This is a genomic window from Xenorhabdus griffiniae (genome assembly GCF_037265215.1).
GTDB lineage: Bacteria > Pseudomonadota > Gammaproteobacteria > Enterobacterales > Enterobacteriaceae > Xenorhabdus > Xenorhabdus griffiniae.
This window is the reverse complement of sequence record NZ_CP147737.1, coordinates 629,870-653,415: the sequence shown is the minus strand read 5'-3', so window position 1 is coordinate 653,415 and position 23,546 is coordinate 629,870. Positions and strand designations below refer to the sequence as shown.

At 42.3% G+C, this 23,546-nt stretch carries 21 protein-coding genes and 3 pseudogenes; 3 read left to right on the top strand and 21 right to left on the bottom strand.

Going from position 1 to position 23,546, the window contains the following annotated elements; translation table 11 throughout:
- Positions 1-9: 9 nt before the first annotated feature.
- On the bottom strand, positions 10-657 hold the full coding sequence (locus WDV75_RS02875; protein WP_273557921.1) for a thiamine pyrophosphate-binding protein: 648 nt from the start codon (positions 655-657) through the stop codon (positions 10-12).
- A 194-nt stretch (positions 658-851) separates the two neighbouring features.
- On the opposite strand from WDV75_RS02875, the pseudogene WDV75_RS02870 reads away from it, so the two are divergent.
- Positions 852-1,112 (top strand): annotated as a pseudogene (locus tag WDV75_RS02870) (STY4528 family pathogenicity island replication protein); the annotation flags it as partial.
- 60 nt (positions 1,113-1,172) lie between these two features.
- Here the strand turns inward: WDV75_RS02870 and WDV75_RS02865 are convergent.
- On the bottom strand, positions 1,173-1,805 hold the full coding sequence (locus WDV75_RS02865; protein ID WP_273557920.1) for a hypothetical protein: 633 nt from the start codon (positions 1,803-1,805) through the stop codon (positions 1,173-1,175).
- A gap of 63 nt (positions 1,806-1,868) precedes the next feature.
- On the opposite strand from WDV75_RS02865, the pseudogene WDV75_RS02860 reads away from it, so the two are divergent.
- Positions 1,869-2,105, top strand: a pseudogene (locus WDV75_RS02860) (DUF3577 domain-containing protein); the annotation flags it as partial.
- A 106-nt stretch (positions 2,106-2,211) separates the two neighbouring features.
- Here WDV75_RS02860 and tssI read toward each other — a convergent pair.
- A pseudogene (gene tssI, locus WDV75_RS02855) lies at positions 2,212-2,800 on the bottom strand (type VI secretion system tip protein TssI/VgrG); the annotation flags it as partial.
- A 182-nt stretch (positions 2,801-2,982) separates the two neighbouring features.
- On the opposite strand from tssI, the gene WDV75_RS02850 reads away from it, so the two are divergent.
- Positions 2,983-3,303 (top strand): hypothetical protein, encoded by a 321-nt coding sequence (locus tag WDV75_RS02850; protein WP_273557919.1) that lies wholly within the window; start codon positions 2,983-2,985, stop codon positions 3,301-3,303.
- Positions 3,304-3,381: 78 nt separating this feature from the next.
- Here the strand turns inward: WDV75_RS02850 and WDV75_RS22070 are convergent, their stop codons facing one another.
- The 18 genes from WDV75_RS22070 to WDV75_RS02765 all read right to left on the bottom strand — a co-directional run bounded on the left by WDV75_RS22070 (position 3,382) and on the right by WDV75_RS02765 (position 23,543).
- On the bottom strand, positions 3,382-3,726 hold the full coding sequence (locus WDV75_RS22070; protein WP_420497497.1) for a DUF4225 domain-containing protein: 345 nt from the start codon (positions 3,724-3,726) through the stop codon (positions 3,382-3,384).
- Positions 3,727-3,780: 54 nt separating this feature from the next.
- Positions 3,781-4,797, bottom strand: coding sequence for an Insecticial toxin (locus tag WDV75_RS02845; RefSeq protein WP_273557918.1), 1,017 nt, complete (start codon positions 4,795-4,797; stop codon positions 3,781-3,783).
- Positions 4,798-5,012: 215 nt separating this feature from the next.
- Positions 5,013-5,315 (bottom strand): LysR family transcriptional regulator, encoded by a 303-nt coding sequence (locus WDV75_RS02840; RefSeq protein WP_273557917.1) that lies wholly within the window; start codon positions 5,313-5,315, stop codon positions 5,013-5,015.
- A gap of 393 nt (positions 5,316-5,708) precedes the next feature.
- Complete coding sequence (locus WDV75_RS02835; RefSeq protein WP_273557916.1) at positions 5,709-6,614, bottom strand: DUF4255 domain-containing protein; 906 nt, start codon at positions 6,612-6,614, stop codon at positions 5,709-5,711.
- Between the two features lie 178 nt (positions 6,615-6,792).
- Positions 6,793-8,883, bottom strand: a complete 2,091-nt coding sequence (locus WDV75_RS02830; RefSeq protein WP_273557915.1) for an ATP-binding protein — start codon at positions 8,881-8,883, stop codon at positions 6,793-6,795.
- Between the two features lie 36 nt (positions 8,884-8,919).
- A complete protein-coding gene (locus tag WDV75_RS02825) occupies positions 8,920-10,506 on the bottom strand; it encodes a contractile injection system tape measure protein (protein WP_273557914.1) in 1,587 nt (528 codons plus the stop codon).
- 139 nt (positions 10,507-10,645) lie between these two features.
- Positions 10,646-11,848 carry a tail fiber protein gene (locus WDV75_RS02820; RefSeq protein WP_273557913.1) on the bottom strand — a complete coding sequence of 401 codons (1,203 nt, stop codon included), beginning with the start codon at positions 11,846-11,848 and terminating at the stop codon, positions 10,646-10,648.
- Positions 11,849-11,905: 57 nt separating this feature from the next.
- Positions 11,906-14,797, bottom strand: a complete 2,892-nt coding sequence (locus tag WDV75_RS02815; RefSeq protein ID WP_273557912.1) for a hypothetical protein — start codon at positions 14,795-14,797, stop codon at positions 11,906-11,908.
- Complete coding sequence (locus tag WDV75_RS02810) at positions 14,790-16,976, bottom strand: hypothetical protein (protein ID WP_273557911.1); 2,187 nt, start codon at positions 16,974-16,976, stop codon at positions 14,790-14,792. Before WDV75_RS02810 ends, WDV75_RS02815 begins: the two co-directional genes overlap by 8 nt.
- 84 nt (positions 16,977-17,060) lie before the next feature.
- The gene (locus tag WDV75_RS02805) at positions 17,061-17,486 is read right to left on the bottom strand and encodes a hypothetical protein (protein ID WP_273557910.1); all 426 of its coding nucleotides are present in this window, start codon (positions 17,484-17,486) and stop codon (positions 17,061-17,063) included.
- Positions 17,483-17,905, bottom strand: a complete 423-nt coding sequence (locus tag WDV75_RS02800; RefSeq protein WP_273557909.1) for a GPW/gp25 family protein — start codon at positions 17,903-17,905, stop codon at positions 17,483-17,485. The genes WDV75_RS02805 and WDV75_RS02800 overlap by 4 nt, the downstream gene beginning before the upstream one ends.
- A 10-nt stretch (positions 17,906-17,915) precedes the next feature.
- Positions 17,916-19,532 (bottom strand): phage baseplate assembly protein V, encoded by a 1,617-nt coding sequence (locus tag WDV75_RS02795; protein WP_273557908.1) that lies wholly within the window; start codon positions 19,530-19,532, stop codon positions 17,916-17,918.
- Entirely contained in the window at positions 19,532-20,218 is a 687-nt protein-coding gene (locus WDV75_RS02790) for a hypothetical protein (protein ID WP_273557907.1), read from the bottom strand. The genes WDV75_RS02795 and WDV75_RS02790 overlap by 1 nt, the downstream gene beginning before the upstream one ends.
- Positions 20,215-20,412, bottom strand: a complete 198-nt coding sequence (locus tag WDV75_RS02785) for a DUF5908 family protein (protein ID WP_273557906.1) — start codon at positions 20,410-20,412, stop codon at positions 20,215-20,217. Before WDV75_RS02785 ends, WDV75_RS02790 begins: the two co-directional genes overlap by 4 nt.
- Positions 20,409-20,867: a phage tail protein gene (locus WDV75_RS02780; RefSeq protein ID WP_273557905.1), complete on the bottom strand. Its 459-nt coding sequence runs from the start codon at positions 20,865-20,867 to the stop codon at positions 20,409-20,411. The genes WDV75_RS02785 and WDV75_RS02780 overlap by 4 nt, the downstream gene beginning before the upstream one ends.
- 15 nt (positions 20,868-20,882) lie before the next feature.
- Entirely contained in the window at positions 20,883-22,091 is a 1,209-nt protein-coding gene (locus WDV75_RS02775) for a phage tail sheath family protein (RefSeq protein WP_273557904.1), read from the bottom strand.
- Between the two features lie 66 nt (positions 22,092-22,157).
- A complete protein-coding gene (locus WDV75_RS02770; protein ID WP_337927167.1) occupies positions 22,158-23,009 on the bottom strand; it encodes a phage tail sheath family protein in 852 nt (283 codons plus the stop codon).
- A gap of 18 nt (positions 23,010-23,027) precedes the next feature.
- On the bottom strand, positions 23,028-23,543 hold the full coding sequence (locus tag WDV75_RS02765) for a hypothetical protein (RefSeq protein ID WP_337927166.1): 516 nt from the start codon (positions 23,541-23,543) through the stop codon (positions 23,028-23,030).
- Positions 23,544-23,546: the final 3 nt, after the last annotated feature.

The window sequence follows — 23,546 nt, the reverse complement described above, 5'->3', positions numbered from 1 at the left end:
TGTTGGTTGTCACATTTGAGTTTCAGGTCTGCGGACGATCCAATGATGACCAAAAAATGAACGGTACTCACCGGAATCAACACTGACTATTCCATTTTCCGGAAAATGTTTCTGGAGGATATTGATATAGGATGCTGGGTGTCTTGTTGCATCGCCTGTTGCGCTAAAATCAATAGGGAAATACTTGGGAATGATACTGAGATACTGTAACCATTTCTCCCGTTTGAAGCGGCTTTGAATGATAATATTAGGGTAATGTTCATCAAGAGCTTTCAAGAATGCACTACTGTTTGCTGTGATCCCACAAGTGATATCAAGACCCGCGAGAATGATGCAATTATGGGTTTTACTCATGAAATTTTTAAATTCGGGTGAACGTATTTTATTGATATCGACCGGACGATCTTTCCAAGAATCAGAAATGCTTGAACTAATGTCGGGGCGATTTTCATCATATTCATTTAAAATTTCCTTACTAACGCCCAGATACACAGGACCCCTTTCAATTCCTTTCATTGCCCGGAATGATTCTCTCAGAAATCGGCTAATTGATTGACCCGCCTTAACTTCAAATGTTGCGCGAGTCACCGGAGAAAAAATGGCTTGTTGGTTAATTCCAGATTGGGTACTGTCCTGTAATACATTGTGCATTTCCATTCAATCAACTTATTTTTATTTATCATGTAAATTCTAATAATTCTACTTTGAAGATACTAAACAGCTTATATACAAATTTAAAATTTAATTAATTCAATTTTATTTGATTTATTTATCATTTTATAATCAAAGATTATAAAAACAAAAATATAAAATATTAATTTCTTTAATTATATAATTCACATAATAACTATATGATGGCGTTACCCTATAAAGGCAAGGCGTCGTGTGAAACCGTCAGCCGGGTGTTACTGATGCTGCGAATAACCGGCTGGTTGAGTTTATGTAAGCGCATCCGTGATGAACACGGACGAATGCGGGGCAATATCTATGCGCAACACGATGAGCCGCTGACCTGCCGTGATGCCGAAATTCTCGACTCGCACTGGCTGGATACCGTGGCGGAAGCCTGTCGCAGCAAAAACCGCACTATCAGTCAGACGGCCCGGGATATTTGACCGCGTTTTCGGGCAGATATCAGCGGATGGAGATCAATCACACGTATAATAAACATGTCAGAGAATATGATGTGGTACATAATTCCGCCATAACACAGCCCCGTTTCCTGTCCAGGGCGGGGATGTCAGTTCTCTGTTCAACCAGAATAATATTTTTCGTTGTACCTGTGGGTGGTCTTTGTTTCTGTAGATCCACCTTAACTCTCTGGCTGTCACGTTTGTTTCAAGATCCGGATTCCCCGGATAGGGTTTTTTATTCACGACATATTTCATATTGATACCATCGAGGAGGAAATGAATATGCATATTTTCAGTCAACGCATTATTACCCAGGGTAACCCATGATAATGCACCTTTACACTTTCTGCCTGAGATTCGGGAATTGTTTTCAATCGGGTATGTGAGCGCAGTATGATATTTAGGATGGTCTGCTAAATAAGAAATAAAATTCTGAAAATACGGTATATTTTTTGGTAACGTCATATTATAAAATCGACATCTCCCTGTTGTTGATAGTTCCACTTCCCGTGGAACGACATATTGATCAACGGTTGCTGCCTGAACATCAAATGCATCCAGATTTATTTTAAGGTGTAAAGAATCGGCGTATCTGGCTATTTCACGACGTAAGCCATAAATTAAATCACCGGGAGCAAACTCTTGATTGAAATAAACAGTGGGAGGTAACATTTTTCTTTCCTCATAGTTCTGATTAATTCAGATAGTGTACTCCTTTGCTTTATGCTCGTATAAATAAATATCCGCCATGTCAGCACTGCTAATGGCACATTCCTGAGCTGCGTGATCAATGCGTTAAATGGTCCGAGTGATAATCCGGTCTATGTGCGTTTTGATATTACCGTGGTCGGCAAGGAGACTACCAGTCTGGTCAGTCGTTGCCAGAAGGCTGTTGACGAGGACAAAAAAGTGTTGCTGGGGTTTACCTTAAGTAATCCTTCCACCGATATTTTTACCCTGAAGCGGGGGGATCGCTATTCAACGGAAGTGGTGGGGAGTGTCAATGGCACAATGCAGATGCTGGGAAGCCGTGGCGAGGCAAAACAGGCGGTGGCTCAGCAGACTGGGTATAAGCAGCATCGAAGCCACAGCCTTCTTTGTGGGTTTTGGTTTTAAACGTGGTGAGGGTCTTCGCGGCGGGTAAATCTAGCGGCGGACGGTTGACGGCGTTATAGACACTGCCGGTCACTATCGGTCGGTCAATATCGCCGTTAAGGTAAGAAACAATCACTTCCTGCCCGATACGCGGAATAGCCATAAAGCCAAAACCATTGCCGTTCCAGCCCTGAGCTACCCGAACCCAGCAAGACGCGCTGTCATCTGCCTTGTCGTAGCGGTTTCAATGGAAATGGACTTTAATCGCGCTGTCTTTATTGACGAAGATTTCTTTCCCTTCCGGCCCGACCATGGCGGCACTCTCATCCCATCCGCCAGGGGCTTGTATGAAATGGTGGTCGCCAGTCGGCATAGCTATCGATAAAGCTGAAGTCATTGCTGAGTGTGGTGCCCTCGCCGCCATTGTCACCCAGTGCCTGCGGGCAGCGACTCTGATGGCTGATCCCGACAATCTGCCAGCAGGTATTGAGCGGGGCATGAGGATGGGCGGCAATGTTGAAAATTTGCCCCGGCATCAGTTTGATGCAGTTACTTTGCCCGTTGCCGGTCTGTATCCTGGTTTTTTTCAAATCAGAATATAATGCTTTCTTCACGTATGGTTATAATACGTGTAGCATGTAGACACAGAAAAATAAGTGCGCGGGATTATAATTTTCATCGTCAACCTGACAGAATATTCAATTTTCATGTCAGCGTCTTGCATATATGACAAAATTATTAAAGGTGAGTAAAAATGGAAAAAAATATAGTGTCATTAATGATTGAACATGGTTTTACTTCAAAGGATATTAGCTTGATAAAAGCTGCTTCAGAACGCTCCGGTTATGAAATCATGCAAGAAATATATATTTTAAAAAGAAAGTTTCATGGTATTGTTTTTGTTTTTCTTATTGCTCTTTCTTTTTTTATTTGCATGTTGTTACTCGATCATGATATCGATAATTATATTAATACTGCGCTTACATTTTTTATTGCAATGCCAATAGTGTTATATTTTTCATCTGTAAGACTAACATATAAATCCTTTATGTTTATAAAAAAACATAAAGGGTAGATTAAATCATTACTTGTTGTAGTTTGGATTGTTGTATATGTCATAGGCCGATTTTATCGTGAGACCATTGGCCGTTATTTAGAAGCCTAGTGCGTATCCACTCATAAGTTTGTAACCATGTACATAATCTTCATTAATGTGATGAAATAATCGCCATGCATCAGGTTTTAAGGTACGCGATAATAATGCATGAGCAGACAGTGATAAATCTACTCCTGTATAAACTAGGCTTCCTGTTGTTTTACTAGAGCCCAAATATTCAAAGGTATTTTCATATCCTAATCTGACCAATCCTTTATTAGGCCTATTCCTGCAACTATTTGTGATAAACCTACGACTATGCCAACTCCTTTTAAATAGCGTTTCAAAATGATAGGAGTATTCCTTACCCCACGCTCCGCGCGGGGTAAGGAACTCCAACATCTGATACTCTCAGTGTTATGAAAACCTATTTATTATGTCTGACCGATTTATTTTTTACTTACGATTGGCCAACCAAGGCTTTTCTGGATTGGTTTTCTGCTTAGAATTAATATTGACCAACCAAGGTTTTTCAGCATTGGGAAAATATCCGAAGTTTCCATCATCTGGTTTCCAGGGGGTTTTCATTTTTGCACCAATGCTGTTATAAAATTGTTCTAGTTCATTAATGTTTTTGGCAATTGACCATTTGCCTTTACTGACTATAGCAACAGGAAATTCTCCGGGCTCAGCAACAGCTTTAAAAAGTCCTCCCCGATTTTTTGTCTCTTCTTTTTCTTTATCTAACGCAAAAGCAGGATAATTTACTTGAGGCCCATGCCTGATAACATTATGTTCCAGCTTGTTAAACGGCCTATTTGTGTCAGATTTTGCGATCTCTTCATTAATAAATTTGATTATTCTTTTTTCGTCTGGTGACTCTGATGGCACAGAATGGGGTCGCCCCGCGAAAAGAATCATGTCATGCATATCATAGTCACCAGTGAAAGGTAGTGCGGCCCAGTTTTCTTTTGCTTTCAAGGCCGATAAGCTGGCATCGAGATTGTTTAAATCTATGGGATAAATTTTCCCATTGACCTGATCATCTGATAAGCCGTGACCACTACTCATATAAATCCCCAGAAGCTCTCTTGATTCCTTATCCCAGTGACCAACATAACCTTCAATACCCGCATCCCTAACTTGCTTTATTATTTGCGGTGCTTTCTCTTCACCATAAGCATTCTTAATGGAACCAGGTTTAATGGTTTTTTCCAGAATATCATGTCCCTTAGCAGCGGCCCCTTGACTTAATGCTTTAAGTGTTGGCTCACCCGCTGCTCGGAAACTGACGGCAAACTGGCCTCTTCTGGATGCTCGTTCAATGGCTTTGATATGGCCTTGCCAAATAAATTGGTTAGCAACTTGCTGAAGAATATCTTCGTCATTTTGTCTATATTCATTGGTAGAGTGTGCTTGTACTGAAGAGGCTCTTTTTTTCGATTTTTTATTTAAATATTCAGATGTAGGCATATTATATTTCCTTCCTTATATATACGAATTAAACTTCAAGCTGCAATTTACAACACGATATGAAACCTGATTTCTCCCCGCTTCGCGGGGAGAAATTACATGCATCTTGAAGTGATATTGGTATAACTTATTTCTGTAATAAAGTATATTAAATATGATTCCATGGCTATTTGAAAGTCCACTATTAACTATCTATCTTAACGATTTTAATTCTATTAAATCGTTATGTTGTTTTTATAAATATCATAATAGGGTGACTTATGATTCTTGTAATCATTTTCAATATTCTTAAGTTGTTCATAAATTGATAACACTTTATTGTATAGGCGTTCTCCTTCTTCCGTTAGAACTAATCCTTGGTTTTTTCTGACAAAGAGTTTCACACCTAATGAGCACTCCAGTTTTTTTAAGCTTCGGCTAATTGGCGACTGTGTGATAAAAAGCTCCTTTGTTGCCTTATTTATTGATTTATTTTTGGCTACAACAATAAAATTTGCTAAGTCTTTTGAAATAAACACCTGAACTCCTTTTTGAATGTAATAGGGTTTATTCCTGGTGTTATAAAATTATTAATAAATTTATTGAATTTTTATTTTAATTACGTGATTTGACCAGAAGCTCATCACAGTAAAAATCATTAATTATGCAATAATCATATATATACATTGGTGTTTGTCAACAATTTAATATAAAAATCATTGCATTATTAAATATGCTGTTTAAATAAATCTTATTAAAAAATAATGGAATGTTCATGATATTTTATAAATTAACATTATTGTTAATAAGGTTAATTCAAATATCATTAGGCTAAGTTTGACTTATGAATGATATCATTATGTTAAAATCAGGTAAATTATTCTTGGTTGGCTAATATCTGCTATTCCATGATTTATGAAAATAACAATAAATTAAATTCCAAAAAGTTGGTTTTTTTCTATATTCTTAATCCTGATTCCATAATCATCAACTGTGGTAATAATCTTGTTATCATTTAACCAGCGATCAAAAATTGCATTGATGCCCTGTAGATATTTCTGATGGGTAATCCCTAATACAGACAGAGATATAGAAATTTCTGCTGAATTATCTGCGGTCATAGCCTCTTTCATTGTTAATAGTTCAACTTTGCTCAGTGCCAGCCTAATATTCTCTTCACTTTCTGATTCTGCAACAGGCTGTATCTGTAGTTCCGTAATCAATAATTCTCGCAAAGCATGGCTAATCTTTTCCTGACTGAGTGGTGCAATTTGTTCCACTGTAGAAGAAATGGTGCTTATCGGCTTCGACTCATCCTGCTTATCGGTGAGGCTAATCGGTATTGTCACTGAGTAATTTAAAGAAAGTCGTGGGCGATTCCCCAGTGATTGCCAAAAATTCCCTAAGCTGTTTAAACTTTCTTTCGGGGGTACAACCTGAGTATAAGCGCCGGGAATACCTGATAATTGGCGGTTATTAATTAAAGCATTCAAGACTTGTGACATGACTTGTATTGCCTGATTATCCGGTTGGCTATCCGGGCTGTTGGGATCGGTTGCGGGTTTGGTCGATTCCCAATAGGTAATCAGATAATTACATTTGATATTGACCCAACCCGGCAATAACCTCCCTGAACTGGCATTAAACACTCTGGATTCTGTTGAACGAAGCTGTAGATCCTCATAGATATCATAAAGAAAGACACTCACCATCGCATCAGATTGCACGGTATCTAACTCAGGCAGATCGAAACGGATCGCCACTTTTTTATCCAGATATTTTTCCAGAATCGCCTTCATTGCCTTATTGACATTAATAACGGTTTGCATTTCTAACATAAAAAAATCCTCTTAATTTATTATGGTGATAACAGCTAAATAGGTTTTTATAATACTGAGAGTATCAGATGTTGGAGTCCCTTACCCCGTGCGGAGCGCGGGGTAAGGAATACTCCTATCATTTTGAAACGCTATTTAGATCATCAGTGCATGTAATTTTTAGGTGTTTTTATTTCTATTAATTTTGAAAAGTCAATCTGCCCACTTTGTCTAATTCACGTGATAATGCTGTTTCAATATTTTTATTACTGACTTCGTTATGGTTATTCTCTGCGGCAAAAAGCGAAGACAATAAAGCAATGTTGCGAATATTCGCCCCTGTAACGCTTGTTCGTTGGGCTAATTTATCGAAATCCACATCTTGGGCGACTTTTATATTTTCAGGCCAGATTGCCTGCCACATTTTCTTGCGGATAGTTTCATCCGGGTAAGTAAAGCGAGTAATAAAGGTAAAACGGCGATTAAAAGCACTGTCCAAATGGCTACGATTATTGGTGGATAAAATAACTAACCCCGGATAATTCTCCAGCCGTTGCAGTAGATAAGAGACTTCAATATTGGCATGTCTGTCTTGTGCATCTTTGGTTTCACTGCGTTTACCAAATAGCGCATCCGCCTCATCAAAGAATAAAACTCCGGCATCCTGTTCTGCCAAATCGAAAATACGGGATAAATTTTTCTCGGTTTCACCAATGTATTTATTCACGACGGTGGATAAATCTACTTTGATTAAGTCAACACCAATACAGTTGGCAATCACCTCTGCTGCCATGGTTTTTCCCGTACCGGAATCACCATAGAACAGGGCACTGATACCCATACCATAACCAATCTTATCTTTAAAACCTCCCACCAGAACTTGTTCCCGATACTTAATGGCCGCGAGTATTTCTTGTATCTGCTGAGCGATATCATCGGATACCAATAAATCTTTTAATGAACGTGTAGGGGTAATCCGCTGCGCCAATTGACCAAAATTTTGCTGGGCGCGTAAATTGAGTGCCTTATGGATATCGCATTGCTGCAAGATATCCAAAGGATCTCGCTGCTGTTGGTAAAGCTGAGCCTCTTGTAAAATCAATGGCAGGGTTTCGGGATTAAAGGTATAACGCTGGCTTAAGGCTATTGCATCAATATTATTTGCACAGTGATTGGGGAGTTGGGCCGTCAATAGATTAGCTTTTTCCTTTGAGGTCAGAACGGGCATCTCTACCAGTAATACCGATAACTTTTTCAGCCAGACCAATGGGGAAAAGGGTTCAATTAAACAAACAACCCTTAATTCAGGTTGATGCAATAAAGCTGACAAAGGTTCCAGTAGCTGTTTATTCTGTTCGGCGAATAAACAAAAATTTCGCAATATTAAGCAGGCACCGCGCATGCGGGTTTCCCGCAAAATAGGTTTTATTTGGGAAAGTAGAGTTTGATCATTGTTGTCAGCTAATTTGGCAATATCCACCATTAGAGTTTGCCGCCCTTCGGACGCCATGATATTGGCAACCGCATAAGCTCTGGCACTGCTGGTAATGCCTTTTAATAAGATAATAGGGCGAATAGCATCGTGGTCAGATAATAATGCGTTATTGAGTGATTGCTTTAATTGGGTTGGGTAATAGCCATTTTCTACGGGAGTTAACCATTCAGAACAATGTTCCAAATCAGGCGTAATAGAGTGATGCCCAAGTAAAAAATGATACACGCTGTTGTCAGTGATAAAAGGTGTCTGAATCCAGGATGACGTTTTTTGACGCCTATCAATGGATAATAGTTGGCAACCAATCAGGGGGGATTGAAGCAGAAAACTGGCCTGTTGTGCCTGTTTTTCCAACACTGAGTGACAAAATAGTTCCAACGCCAGAGTAAAAGAGGGAAATCGGAATTGTTGTTCTCCCTGAATCAGCGCAAATAGTTGATAATAGCGGCTATCAAAATGGGGCAGTAAACCTAACAGCAAAACATCTCTTTCAAAATCAGTCAGTTCAAAACGTGCAATCAGATCAGCTAATCGGGATGCCACGGGCGTGACGATTTGTGGTATTGCCAGACAATCATCGTTGAGCCAATGAGGTTTACCCATTGGATTATCCAGTCTGGCGATAATATCTTCTTCGCTTAACAGAAACTCATCAAGATCACCTCGTTGGCCTGATATGCAGTGGAAATGGTATTGAAGAACGAGATCGATGCGTTCCAGTTGGCTAAATAAAAACGTTAAATTAGAGTTATTATTTTGCTGAAATAAATCAGGGAAAACAGGCGCTGTATTCATAAATTTTTACTCAGACTAATTTACTGTGTTTAATGGTTATAACCACGTTATGGTGATAGGTTGTTGCAACCAGCTAAAGCTCGCTATATTCATTGGCCACGGCCATTCGCTTATCAGTGCATCATAAACTTCGGGTTTAATATGGATATTTGTTATTCCATTTAACTCACTTAATTCCCCGGAACGTTGCAGGAATAAGTGCCGGACATCGTTTACTCCCATTTTTTTCCAGGCCGGAAGTTGCACGAGGATTTTTTCCAGCCATTGGTTGATTACGATTCGTTGTTCTGGCTCTGGTGTATGCCATGGCGAGTTATCATAAATGGGTAATCCACAAAGTACTTTATTGAGTGTCAACCGCCATGCAGGTATTTCCTCTTCTTCCCAAATCAGCCAATCAAGTAAACAGACTGCCTCTCTTTGTGCTTCAAGGCTGATAAATTGATTCTTTTCCAGTAAATCAAAGGTGCGGAAAAATGTGGGCAATAACGGCCATAAAATCATGCAGCCGGCATTGCTGATGGGTAAAACCGACTGTGCTGATGGAGATTGAATTCCATTATCAGGTTGTATGGATGATATCTGCGCTGATAAAGTTGATTCCGGTAATTCCTTGTGTTGTTGTCTGTTTTGTAAAGTTGCAGGGGGCTCCTTTATCAAACCATGATGCTGTTGTGTGGCCGCTGATTGAGGGGGTATTTGCGTGGGCTGGAGTGCAAATGGCGGTACTGCATCCATTGGCATGTCAGTTTTATTGTGATTCTGTTTTAATAGATGACTATCATTTTGAATAATATTTATCCTCGGTGTTTGCTTATTTTGAGTTTGTAACCCAAGTGCCTGTTGTGTGGCATGGGTATGTTTCATTTGATGTTGTAGGTAATATTCAGCCGCTAAACTTAATTTTTCTGGTGTCACCTTTTTATCTATAATTACCTGTGTTTGCGAATTAACAAATTCGGATGTTATTTCAGTAAATAACTGGCAAAGCATAGCAAGAACGTCTGGCTGGCAAATTCGCATTAAGCGACTTAGGCCTGTGGGTTGTAAGCAGTGTTTGGCTAACATAGGTAACCATTGTTGTGGTTGGTGGTTAACTTGCTGCCATAACTGATTGTCGATACGTACAATATTCGGGATATGATGCTTCTTGTCATCAAACAACCAGTTTCCCTTGCGTAAATAATGATCTACTTTTTCTATCAATAGAGTTTCAGTAGATATTTGGTAAGAAATATTGTTTTCTGATCTATCTATATATTTATCCACAGGTTTATGCATTGATAGTGGGTAAGATCTTTTTTCTTCCCACAGATTATATTCGCAAGAATGAAAATATTTTTTAAGATTTTTTCTTAACTCAGACTTTAATTTTATGGGAAATTCTGTTTCAAATGCATTAATATCAATATTGCCTAAATCCACAAGCATTCTTTCTAAGAGGATTTTTTTATTTCTGTTTAACTCTAATTCCTTAATATTTTCTTTTATAATTAAGGATAACTTCTTATTAAATAAAAATGAGCATTTATTCATTACCTTTTTACTATAACAATCTACGGATTCAATGGATATGATAACTCTGTAAATAGTGCTATTTGTTTCTTTGATCAATGAAATCATTAGATAACTTAACTCCATAAATAGAATTAGTTATGTAAACTAGCAATGTGCATTGGTAATGCCCATTACTAGTAATATAAGTTAAAGGAGCTTCATTAGAGCTTCATTAGAGCTTCATTAGAGCTTCATTAGAGCTTCATTAGAGCTTCATAATAAAGGATAGGATATAATATGGTACAGTGACATTATTATTATGATTATGTTGACCGCTGGTCAGACTTATATTATGGGAATGTGGTTTTCCTTTACCACTTTCAAATGTATATGGTCTATATTTAGGTGGTTTTCCCCCGGTAGATCCACCGTTAACCCAGTCACGTTGGCTCGTGTCTGTTGTATAACCATTATGACACATACCTTTTTCGTTTAATATTTCACCTTGTTCATGTTTGTGTTTACCATTTTCATCAGCGGTTAGAGCATGTCCCTCTGTTTGTCCTGATATACGAACGCTTTGGCTTTCTGATATAAAGGTAAATTTTTTATTATCTTTGTTGCCGGAAAATATATTTGAAGATTTACCATGTGTATTTTGTATGGTACCCCCCATAATAAATCTGTCAATAAGGTTAGGTGTACCCTTAGAGCCATCACATAATGCCCATCCTGTAGGAATACTACTACCAGAAAACATCACAATCATTCCTCTGGGAAGCACATTATTGGGATCAATACTAACACCATTTGAATTAACAGTAATACCATTGCCTGCTTTAACTGAAACACCATTACCATCGACGTTAATTCCATTATAAGGCTTTACTGCAACACCACTACTATTAGAGATAATGCCATTATAGGGTTTTACTGCAACCCCTTTAGCACTAACAGTAATACCATCACTGCCTACAATATCTAAGCCATCACCGCCTACAGTCACTCCCCAACCCATTCCTACCGATATTCCCGTAGGTTCAACTTTAATGGTTGAGTTTTTTGATTTTACAGCCACATTATTTGTATTTACAGTAATACCATTACCCTGACCGACAGATATTCCATTGCTCTTATTAATCAGGCCACTCCCCAGATCAACAGATAAAATATCTTTCTCTAATATTAATGGGGAAAAGTCCTGGTTGTCGATGGTACCTATTTTTAAATTAAGTGTACCGTTATCATCCAGCTTTAATCCTGTTCCCGGACCATCTTGGCCTGGTGCCTGACCACAAGCTTTGCGCCCAATATCCGCAATATCAATTAATTGATTGAAGTCGGTTTGTAAGGGAATACTGCCGTCTTTAAATTTATCTTTTAATTTATCAGTCTCAGGCCCAACACTTTTTTCATTAGATAAAGTTTGTTGACCTTGTTTTTTTTCAGAATAGCGAATCTCTTTCATGGTTAATTCCATAAACTATTTTTAATATAAAATTGTGACTGGTAGATGCTTGTTTTCTTATTCGTTCTCTCTCGGAACATAGAATAATTCATTCTGGATTATCTTATCGGTATTCCACTGATCGTTGTTTTTACCGACAACTTCCTCTCTTTGGTGCACAGTAGCAACACGCATTGTCCCTATTCCTTTTAAAGAGGAAGGTAATTTACCTAATGTCAGGCTTTCCAGAATCCAATAGGCAGAATCACCCAAAGGTGCACCATTATTTTGCCAGCGTTGGTAAGTAGTGCCGAAATTTGAAAATGCTTCCCGATCCATCCAGTGAATAATCATGGAAATATGGGCAGGGAACTCGGTAAGAATGGTTTCTTTAACCCACTCTTCTAATTTATAGGGATCAACACCGGGAACTTTAATTAAGTCACTGTTTACTACGACACTAATCACAAATGAGAAACGATCGGTTTTTTCATATTCCTCACCTGAAAAATGCCAACTGTATCGCCATGCTTCTTCTGGGGCCGGGAACTTCAATGTCGAATTATCCTGACGTTCAATAATCAAGGTGCCCTTGATGCGATCAAAACTGACGACTTTGGCATACAATTCTTCTGATTCACCAGCATAATCCTGTATTACACTGACGATCCCTACATTTTTGGTCAAGGTAATTTCATTACCTACCGCAATCAGGGATGGAAAGGGCGTTTGTGCTGTGCGGGTCAGGCGCCGTTGGTTTTCAGGCAACGGGTTCCCATTCTGGAATTGGTCACTATCGTAGGCTAAACGATAGTTCATATCTTCCATCCAGACCACGCTATTTTGCCAGACCAATTTTTTCGCTTTGGCAGCGGTCATGACCCGTTCCAGATTGTATTCCAGTTGGGCGCTATTACCTATGTCCAGCCAAAATTGATCCCCCTCGGATTTGGTTATCATTTGACCACGAACGGTAAATCGGTTTTCGTTTTGTTCACCTTCATAGAGGACTAAATTAATCACTTGCCCTTGTCTCAGCTTGCCATTAATACCGGCTTGCTTAATCACCAGATAATGCGGTTCGGTCTGGCTTTCTTTCTCCTCTGTTACCAAGTCTGGCTTCTGCTCTTTATCAAACTGGCTATTGGGCTTGATTGGCAGCAATGCCCGATGTTCCACCAGATAAAAAGGCAGTTTGCTCAGGTCAGGCTTCGGTTTAAACAGCTCATCGCCTAATCCCATGCGGGCAGCAATGCGCTTTTGTAGCGACGAGACCTGATCAATCCGAATATTGGCACGGTGATAAGTTAATGTTGGTTGCTGTGCCAGATAGCCCTGTTGCACAGCACGAAAGTCATTGATGTCGATGGTAAAGGTACGTGGTGCCCGCTCGGTGCCAAAGTATCCGAGCAGATAATTGACGATATCCAGCTCGTGATCGCTATCGAGTGCAATTTCTTTTAGTAATTTCTTTAATGCCGGAGCATAATCTTGATGGGCATCATCATTAACAGAACCTGGCTTAAATGGCCATTGATCGCCCCAGACTTCATAGCCTTCGCGCTTAAAAGCCAACAGTTTTGGCAGCATGGCAATTTGCTGACAGCCGCAAGCCAACAACTGTTCAAATGGCAGCATAAATTGGTGAAGTGACAACAGGCGCTGTGCATGTTCACTTTCAGATAAAGGTTGCTGTAACTCATAACAAGCGGGCAAGGTGTCGCTGACGGGATAATAACGATCCACATTGCGATGCCGCCCGTAAGCCAATACCACAGGTTTATTCTGAATCAAGGGAGAATCAGGTAAACTGTCCCGAATTTGGTCTTCATCAACCGTAATACTGATCCCACCTTTGGCAATCACCTTTAACGGGCCATCATGTTGCGCTAGTTGATAGATTGGATCTTGACCCCACAGGCGAGGGTAGTAGCCTTCTTTAATTGACCATGACCAGCTATCTTCGTTAATCGGTGCAATCAAGGTCTTGTCAAAGCAGTCAGCCAATTGAAGACGATTCACATTCTGAACGCCCTTAATCTCAAGCAGCTTATTAACCAAACGGCTAAGATTGAGCTTGAGCCGCTTGGTATAATCACGGGCTGCCGGCAATTCAGGTATCCAGCCATGCTCTAAGTGTGGCCCTTCAAAGATTTCATCATTACGCATTCCCGCATTTTGCAGTGTTTCAGTGTCGTAACGCTGCGCTTCGGGCATCAGGTACTGTTCTGCTGTGCTATAGACGGCAGCAAAAATACCCGCGACATCCTGCACATCGTCATCCAGTTCAATATCCAGTAATAGCGGAAAATCAACCGGTTTTGTCCAGATAATTTGGCTGACTGATTCACCAATATTGCGGTTTTGGATCAAAAAATCGGTGAGCTGTTGGGTGGCATTATCCAAATTCTCCTGAGTACAACGGGTCGGTTCCAAATAGAGCCAGTAATTTCCCCTCAGAGTAAACTTTTTCGCTTCTTTGCTCTCGACAAAGCTATATTCCCTTTTGGTGGCATCATACCAATAGGTATAACGTTGTGTTTCCGGTTCACGGACTAACTGCACATTGCGGAACAGAAAATCCCCTTGATCCTGTTTTGATTCTGACTTTTCTTCTCTCCGGTCACGGCTATGCAGATCCAGTAATGCTTTCCGGTAATCATCGGTGGTGATTGGCCCACAAGTCAGTGTATTGTGGGGGCCAAATTCAGCAGGAAAAATTCCGTCTGGTTTTTTCTGCTTATCGGGGGCAGGGGTCAGTAAGTCTGTTAAGGGAAGAGTATGACGGTAAGACAAATCTGACACACCGTAGCTGACTCCTTCCAGAAAGGTGATGCCGGGATCGTGTTCCGCTGTGTCGCTCCACAATTTTCCTGCCTGTTGCTCAACCACCTGATGAGCCTGCTCCAGCAAGGTATCAAAGTGAATATCGTCTTTCACTTTGTGAAACAGTACATCTTTATCACTCATAGTTATTTCCTCGGCATTGCAGCTTATCATCTGCTTCCCAGACCAAAATCAGAACTTCATTATCTTTGGCTTCCACTGATGCAGTGATGTCACTGTCTGTAGCGGCATTCGACCGACGCAGCGTCAGACAAGTGACTCGTTCAACCAGCGGCTGCTGTTGAATGGCCGCCAGCAACTGGTAATAATTAATGCTGTTATTCAACATAACGGGGCGTTGCTCATTGACGCTCCAGGGCATATAGGTTTCGCTGAGTTGCTGTCGTAGCTGGCGATAGCCAAAATCTTCGTTAACATCCGGCTTAAAAATCACCTTATAATTGATTTTTACATCAACGTATTTTGGATTGCTGATCTCATTCTCAGCCCACGGAGAGCCTTTTTGCTGTAACCATTCGGCCATTTCTTGCAGGCGGGCCGGGTTTAGCACCGGACGTAAAGGATCATCGCTGTCGTTGTATCGGTTAGCCGGAATGATCGTCAGTTGCTGTTTCTCCAGTGCGGGGACTCGCGTGAGCTCATCATTGCCGGGGTACTTAACATCAAAAATGCTGACATAACGCTCTGTTAACAGTGTCGCCATATTGCCCCAGGTTAAGGCTCGGTTACGGTGAGACAGGTGTTGGGCTCCCCGTTCAAAAAAGGCGCTGTAGGATTCCGGTACACGCCCATTCCATGATGCCCAGGGCTGGTTGATCGACGCCACCACAATGATGGGTTCAACCGGACGCTGAATAGTGCCTGCTGGTAATGGCGTTAAGAAGTGGCTGTCACTGATGCCATCGGTGTTCGCCAATGTTGCTGTCATCGCGTTATAGATCAGGCCGTACAACCAAGGCGTTTTTCCCCATGAACCTTCATGTGTGGGTATTGCCACGATGGCTTTTAGCCAATAGCGCCCCGTTGGCATTTGGGTAGCCTGAGCGGAAGCATCCGCAGGCAGTACAACTTGCCAAATGCCATCCTGATACAGATTTTGGGTTTCATCTTTAACCCACGCATCTAATGCAACCCATTGATTCTTATTATTCAGGTAATACCAGAAAACGTTTTCGGGTTGCTGCGGCGATTTTAATTTCCAATACAGCGATAAGGTCTGTCCCGGCTCGACGTCAGTAATACCAAGATATAAAGCGGGGTTTTCTTTCAATGGCTGAATTTCAAGGGAATAACCAAAAGGGGTTAGGTGATACGTTTCGAACGAGGTTTTATCGACATCTTTTCCCTGTACCTTAAGAGATTCCACTGTTGGCAATGCTTGACTGTCTTTACCCTGTAGTCTGAGTACTGGCTCACTGAAAACCAGATTATCCAAATCCTCTGGGGCACTGATTGCGGATTCTTTATCTGAAAGCTCTAGTGTAACTTCTTTTGTATTCACCTTGGGCGACAAGGTTAGCCATTGATTACCGCTGCTGATCTGGGCGATCAGATTTTGGCTGCTCATGTCTTTATCAAAGGTAACAGTTATCTTTCTTGTTCCTTCTTCCATTGCCAGTTTTTCGGAAGTGATCAACACCCCACCCAGTACCGATTTATCCAAATCAGTTTCACCGAATAACCGTACTCCATCAGATGGCAATGATAACTGCACCTGAGAATCCCACGGTATCGCGGTGATCCATTGCTGTTGTTCTTTTTTACGTAACCAGCGTAAGTCACTGATATATCCACGGTTCGCCAGCAAACTGGTATCCAGCGCATATTGCAGGGCATTGCCTTGTTCATCCTGTCCTGCTTCAAATAAGGTGCCTTTAGTGAGCGATTGTTCTGTTACTGTGGTATTCAGTTCTACAGATAAGGCAACTTGATCAGGTTGTGCCGGACGGGGAGATAATCCCAAAAGTTTCCGGTAATAGAGATTGCGATGCGCCGCCGGTAAGGTATTCAATAAGGATATTGGGGTTTCCAGTAATCGTAATATCGCTAACAGAAAAGCTTGATGAGGTAATAATTCCCCATTGGCTTCGATTTCCCCTTGATATAATTCGGCAAGTTCCTCTGGCGTATTATTTTCCATAAAGAAAAAATCATTCCAATGGTTATTTCCCTGATTGAAGGGAATTATTTTCGTGTACTCTTCAATATATTCGAGTAATTGCAAACTGGTTCGATTATCTAATTTAAAATCGCTCATCGGCACCAAGTCTGACAATTTATTATTTAACTCAGTTAATTCCATAATATCACCTGTGTGGTACAGCGATTTCTCTGTGAATAAAGGATTACTCACACTGTTTAATTTCAATTTGTTTCAGACAAGGCCTTAATTCACGGTGGCAAAATTTTGTTGAGTGATAAAACTTCCTTTGCCCGATGAAGGCGTTGTAACATCCGGTTGCGGCGGGTTCACGGTATTATTCATCGCTGGTGATTGAGGCGTAAACATAGCTGTAAACTTCTGCCCCTTGATAATTAAGGCCGCGCCACTGGTACATTGAAGGGCTTGCTGGCTGGAATCTAACGCGCTGATGGTAATAGTGCCGGTTCCCGGTGTTGTATGTGTTGCTGTGATATAGGTTGCAGAAACCTTGACTTGTTTCTCATCCCCCAGAATGCAGACTTTCTTGCCGTTTACCTGCGCATGTCCTTGACCGCTGATCTTACCCGGGCTGGAAACCATCACCTGTCGATTTCCAAAATTGGGATCAAACTGGAGCATGTCTCCGTCTGTCACAATGGCCTCACTCATACCACCTCCATCACCCGACCTTCACTCAATGCCAGTGTTCCTTGAATTTGCTGATTGATATCGCTGCCCCGCAGGCGATACATGACCTGCACTTGCAAGGTATTTTTGCTATTTGGCGACTGAAGGACTTGGATATCCGTAATATCCGCCCGTGATTCATAACGCAATACACTGTCATGAATATGGGATTCAATTTCAGCAAACAGTTCGTTGCGGATATTTTCAAACATAAAATCATTTAATCCGCAGCCATAATTTTCGCGCATCAGGCGCTCCCCCGGCTCAGTTTTGAACAGAATGTGCAAACTCTGGCGCACATCTTCTGCCCCTTCCGCCATTTCTACTCCCTTTTCAAGGGAAAAGGCAGGAGGAAAAGCCCAGCCACGACCATAAAGCTGTGTCAATATTTGGTTTTCCATTGTTCACCTTTCATTGGGTAAGATTAATTTTGCTGCCTTTGATCTCAACACTATTTTTGCCAGACATATTGAGCGATTTATCCATTTGGGCATTCATTGTCTGCGCTTTCAGTGTTAATTCTTTTTTCGTTGACAGAGAAATATCTTTATCCTGTTGGAGCGTTATTTGATTATCTCCCGCATTGATTCGGATGATTTTCTCTTTGCCATTGATGGCAATTTGTTGTTGGTTTTCACCTTGCTTAACCACCAAGACTTTTTCTTGATTATCTTGGGTGGGTTCTAAAGGTGCTTGGTTTTTCGGATTGTGCATTGCTCCCAGAATGACCGGATAGCGTGGATCATTTTCAAAAAAACCGACAATCACTTCGTCGCCGGGTTCTGGATAAAAACAGAAACCGCTTTCGTGGCTGGCGTAAGGTTTCCCCAATCGGGCCCATAAAAATTCATTCGGACGATTCAGTACCGGCAGAATAATCGGAATACGGTTCAGGGCGGCTTTGTCCTGCTGATACTTCGCGACTGTTGCAATATGGAGTTCGGTGGCATCGGGTAACATCGGCAGATATTCCTGTGGTAAGCCAATGCTCAACGTAGTTTCCCAATCAATTCGTCGGTTAAAACGATGGCGAACCGCAGTAATGCTTGCAGTGCCATCCAATTGTGAACCAAATCCCGTCAATTGAATGTTGTCCCCTAACTGATAACGTTCATTGCCTTTAAGCAGGAACTCACCTGTAACACCAGAAAGGCGCTGATTCAGCAACAGCCCCTGTGCCAGATAGCCACTCTCTTGGGTGGTTAATGGGCTGCTGTAGCGAATATCCCAGCTTGTTTTATTTAAAGACGCCAGCCTGTCAGGAGAGAGGGCGGCTTTGCCGACGGCAACACTGCTGTGGCGGCCACCTGATAATTCTTGCTGCTTACTGATATCCCAGCCACTGACTTCCAGTGAAGCGGGGTTAAGATGATTGTCAAACTGCCAGCTTGCATCTTTGACGACGATATCTTTTTTCTCATCTCCCCGGCTTTTCAGGATATGGATTGGCTTAGATTTCAGGGTGTTAGGCTGGACAAGCCGAACGCCTTCTGTTGTGGGTAACAGCCATACGCCGGTTGCCGATAGCCGGCACAACAGAAAACGCCAGTCTGAACAGCGAAATTGCACCATCTGTTCATGTTTTTGATCCAGCGCGTCTATCCGCTCAAAATGAGCCTTGATACCCGCCTGATTCAACAAGGTATTCAAAATAGTTTTTTCGTTACTGGCTTTAAACAGTTGTGAGTGCTGAGTATCTACCATCAGTTGCAATTGATGCCGGACGACCAAGGTAAGCAATAATTGCTTGTTTTTGATCTTCAATGAATTACGGGTGATCAAGCCATTAAACAGCATTGATTTTCTGCCGCTGTCAGTCAATTCCAGACGCAGGGTTTTCCCTGTCTGACAATGGGCCAGTTCAGCCTGTACATCCGGCTGGCTGAAAGAGGAAAGTGGCCTGTCCGGCAAGCTGAGTTTCAGCGTTGCGGAAGGGATGCTGTTAACGCGGTAGTAAGTATCGACATCAACGGCGGCCAGCAAAGACAGTTCCTTGCCATCGGCAATGATTTTCAGTTGATGGCTCATCAGGCATCTCCTCTGGTGGCCTGCAATATCTCACCCGGTACAAATCCGTTAAGATTATCCAGACCGTTTTGCCAGGCCAGTGTCAGGTAATCAACACCACCAGACAGCGTTGATGCTGTGCTTGTCGCCATCAGGGCCAGCGAAACACCATCCTGTACCCGTAAGGCAATTTTCGCCGGTGATTTCAGGTTTTGCTCTGTCTCCTGTAAGACCAGACTTTCATCCGCCACCAATGTCAGGATGACCCGCGCCCGCAAAGGCGTGGCATCACGATCAAACAAGGTGTAATTCACGGACAAACCTTTTGCCCTGCCGGCAAAATAGCCGCGGTTTTCCCAACGCATTTTTCCCCATTTGATTTGCAGGAAGCGCGTTTCATTACTGGTGGCATCCACGCTGCACAACTGTTTGAGTTGCATTAACTGAGCTTCAACAGAGGTTTTGTTGCCCGGCATTGTGGCGTCAAAAATCAGTTCAAGGGATAACCCGGCAGGCTTGGCTTGTACATAAATACTGCTCTGCTTTTCACTATTAATTGCCTGGGATTGTTGGTAATCCGTTTGGTAATCTAGTTGCAGGGAATCAGGGTTATACATGGCTTGAATGGTGCCTGCCCGTATTTTTCCTTCCCTGTCTTTATAAGCATTAATCGTCAGCTTCGCTAAACCACGTTCAATTAAACTCATGGGCGCCACCCTTCCTCATCGCGTAATGCAGCCAGCACTTCGCGTTTAATTTTTTCAACTAAAGCTGCCTCATCCAGACTTTCCTGAATCAAAGAATGGCTTTGTTGGGTTGAGCCAGTTGCTTGTGTTGGTAGTATTGGTGTTGAGGGAACCACTTTTGCCTGAATAATTAATTCTCTGATTTCGACGGTCATATTTTGACTCCCAGCCAGCACATATCCTGATAGCGTAGTTCAAGGGTATTCACCAGAATGGCATTACTGTTCGCGTCAAAATCGCTGGTCTGCCAGCGTACCGGTAAGGCGTTGCTCAACGTCCAACTGGACAAAGGCAGCGAATTTTCGTTTAACAGCATAATCACCACATCCGCATAGGCGATATTTTCTCCACGCAATACCCGGTCAAACATCCAGGTCAAAGGAGAAACTGTCATCACACCGCGCTCCAGCGCTAATGTGCCGTGTTGGATCTTTTCAGCCAGATAGTTATTGCGGGCGTTTTCACCGCCTTGGCTGTGCTGGGTGACCTGAAGTTCCCGGCTCAGGCCGGAAATACGTTGAAAACGGATATCCAGTGGATCAGGAATGCCATTAAAAATAAAACTCGCCATAAAACGGTGGGATACCACGGGAGTGTAATAATCGTTCATTGTGCTCTTTCCTTTTTAAGATAAAAGCGCGCCCGTTTGGGTATCAAATACCAAACTGATTTCGATAAATTCAGCGGGAGACAATACGGCTAAAGCGACTTTCATGATCATTTTTCCGGCACGGATATCTTCTGCGGTCATCGTTTCATTTACGCCTAACAGCACAGTAAATGCCTCATCTTCCCGTGAGCCGTACAAGCCACCTTGTAACCACAGTTGCCGTAACCAGTTGTAACTTTGCCCTTTGCATTTCATCCACGTCAGTTCGTTATTAGGCTCAAAGATGTACATACGGGCTAATTGCGCCAAATGCACGGTGACATAAGAAACCAAGCGTCGCGTTTGCAGGTAACGCCACTGCGTGTTATCCGTATTTTCCAGCGTGCGGCATCCCCATACGCGTATGCCTTTGCCGGGGAACGTGCGGATCACATTAAGAGAAGTGCCATTGGTGTTAAACAGTGTACTCCCTTGAAGATACGACTTAACCGGCCGGATAACCTGAGCCAGGGCAATATTGGCTGGCGCTTTCCATACACCAACTTCGTTATCCGTGTGTTGGATAAGTGCTGCGATAGCGGTGGTGGGGGAGAGCACCATATTTTTGGAGCTGGACATATCCTGATAAGTGGTTTCCAGACGGGGCCAATAGGCCGCTCCCCATTGGCGATACTCTGACGAGAGATCTTTCAGACATTGGTGAGCCTGTTCAACTTCATCCGGCGCATCCAACAGTACAAAGAGATTAGAGCGGATTTGGCTCAGTTTCAGCAGGGTACTCCAACCCTGAGACCATAAATTCACCAGAGTGTGTTGCTCATCAGTCACATTGTCATTCAGTCTGGCGATATCCGGTGCCAAAATCAGGGTAATCTGCGTTTCCCCACCAATAGCTTCTTGCACCGCGTCTGAACTTAATGCTGCCATCAGGGCTTCGGCTTCTGCTTGGGGCATGTTTACTGAAGGCATATTTCCTGGCAGCGGCAAAACAAAAGCCTGTTGCCCGCCATTATCGAAATAGTGCCTGACTGCTAATGCCATCAAATGATGGTCGCCAAATAGTCGGGTATATTCCGCCAGATTGTCGATACGAACTGCGGTTTTTGCTTGTTGTTGATTGCGGGCGGTATAGCCAATAAATACAGGCACTGCGCTGGGTATTTCCTGTTGCCCCGTGGTGGTGATACTTTCTGTTAAGGTCACGCCCGGTTGAATTCTTTTCATCATCATCTCCTTTAATTGGGTGAGATAGGCACTGTTGATACAGTGCCCGATGTTTAATCACGGAGATTACTGAGCGACATCCTGCGTAAATTGCAGAACGATAAATTCAGCCGGTCGTACTGCGGCCAGACCTACTTTCATGATCATTTTGCCTTGTTTGATATCTGCATCAGACATGGTGATATCCTGACCGATATGGACAAAATAAGCCTCTTCCGGGTTGTTCCCCATCAGGGCATTTTTTTGCCAGAGGGCATAAAGATATTGGTCAACGGCGGCCTTAGCGCGCATCCAGGTCGGTTGATTATTGGTTTCAAATAACACGGCACGTAGTGCCTGACGGATATCGCGTTCAACGGAATTGAACAGACGACGGACAGGAATGTAACGCCAGTTGATCTCACTATTATGAGCATAAGTACGAGCCCCCCAAACCATCAAGCCACGGCCGGTAAATGAACGGATGACATTGATGCCATTATCATTCATGGTACCTTGCCGTTCGTCATCGACTTTATCAGTCAGGCCTTTGATTCCGCTGAGTGCAACGTTGGCGGGGGCTTTCCAGACGCCATACTGGTTATCTGTTTGGCAATAAATTCCTGCGATGGCAGCACTGGGGGAAAGGATGAGATTATCTTGTTGTATTTCTTGCAACCTGATATCAATTTCCTGTGCCAGCGCTTTATCTGTTTCCCTAAGTTTATCCAGAGTTTTCAGCTTGTCCTTGCCTGATTCGTTCTCATAACCACTGATAACAATGTTCTGATCGTCGGGTAAGGTGGAGAATTTCAGGTTTGTTTCCAACTGAGGATAATAGGCGGCGATCTTGGTGCTATTTGCCACGCCAGACACCGAATTACCATCAAGGCTATCTGCAATCAGGAAATAGCCCACTTTTTTGTTATCACTATTCAACAGGGGGCTGACTGCACTTTAGACTTTGTTTTTATAACCCTGATCTTCTTCTGGACAAACCAGAAGAGTAATATCCCCTTTTTGTTCAATCAGTTCGGGAATGGCTGCCAGAGCCAAATCGTCATTAATATCGTTTAATGGGTAGATATAACAAGCCCCGCCCCCATTTTGAAAATAGAGCTTCAAGGCTTCTACGGCCAGAGATTGATTGACTCTCTCAATATTGTAGAGCCATTTTTTGAGATCTTCGTGGGCTTCCGTCTCTTTTTTTTCAACCTCTTCTTTTTTTACTTCATTTGTGGAAGAAGGCTGAATATCCGATTTAATGACAATCTCGGTCACTGGTGCCAGAGAAAAAGCAGAAGTAAATTCAAGCCAATTGTTGATACGAATGCAGGCTTGGGTTGGCTCTACGGTTTTTGGGGTAAATTTACCGATAAAAACAGGCACGGCAGTGGGACTGTTGCTGACCGATAATGCAAGGGAAGCATCTTCTTCAATATAAACGCCGGGCGTTTTTAGATTAGCAGGCATGAT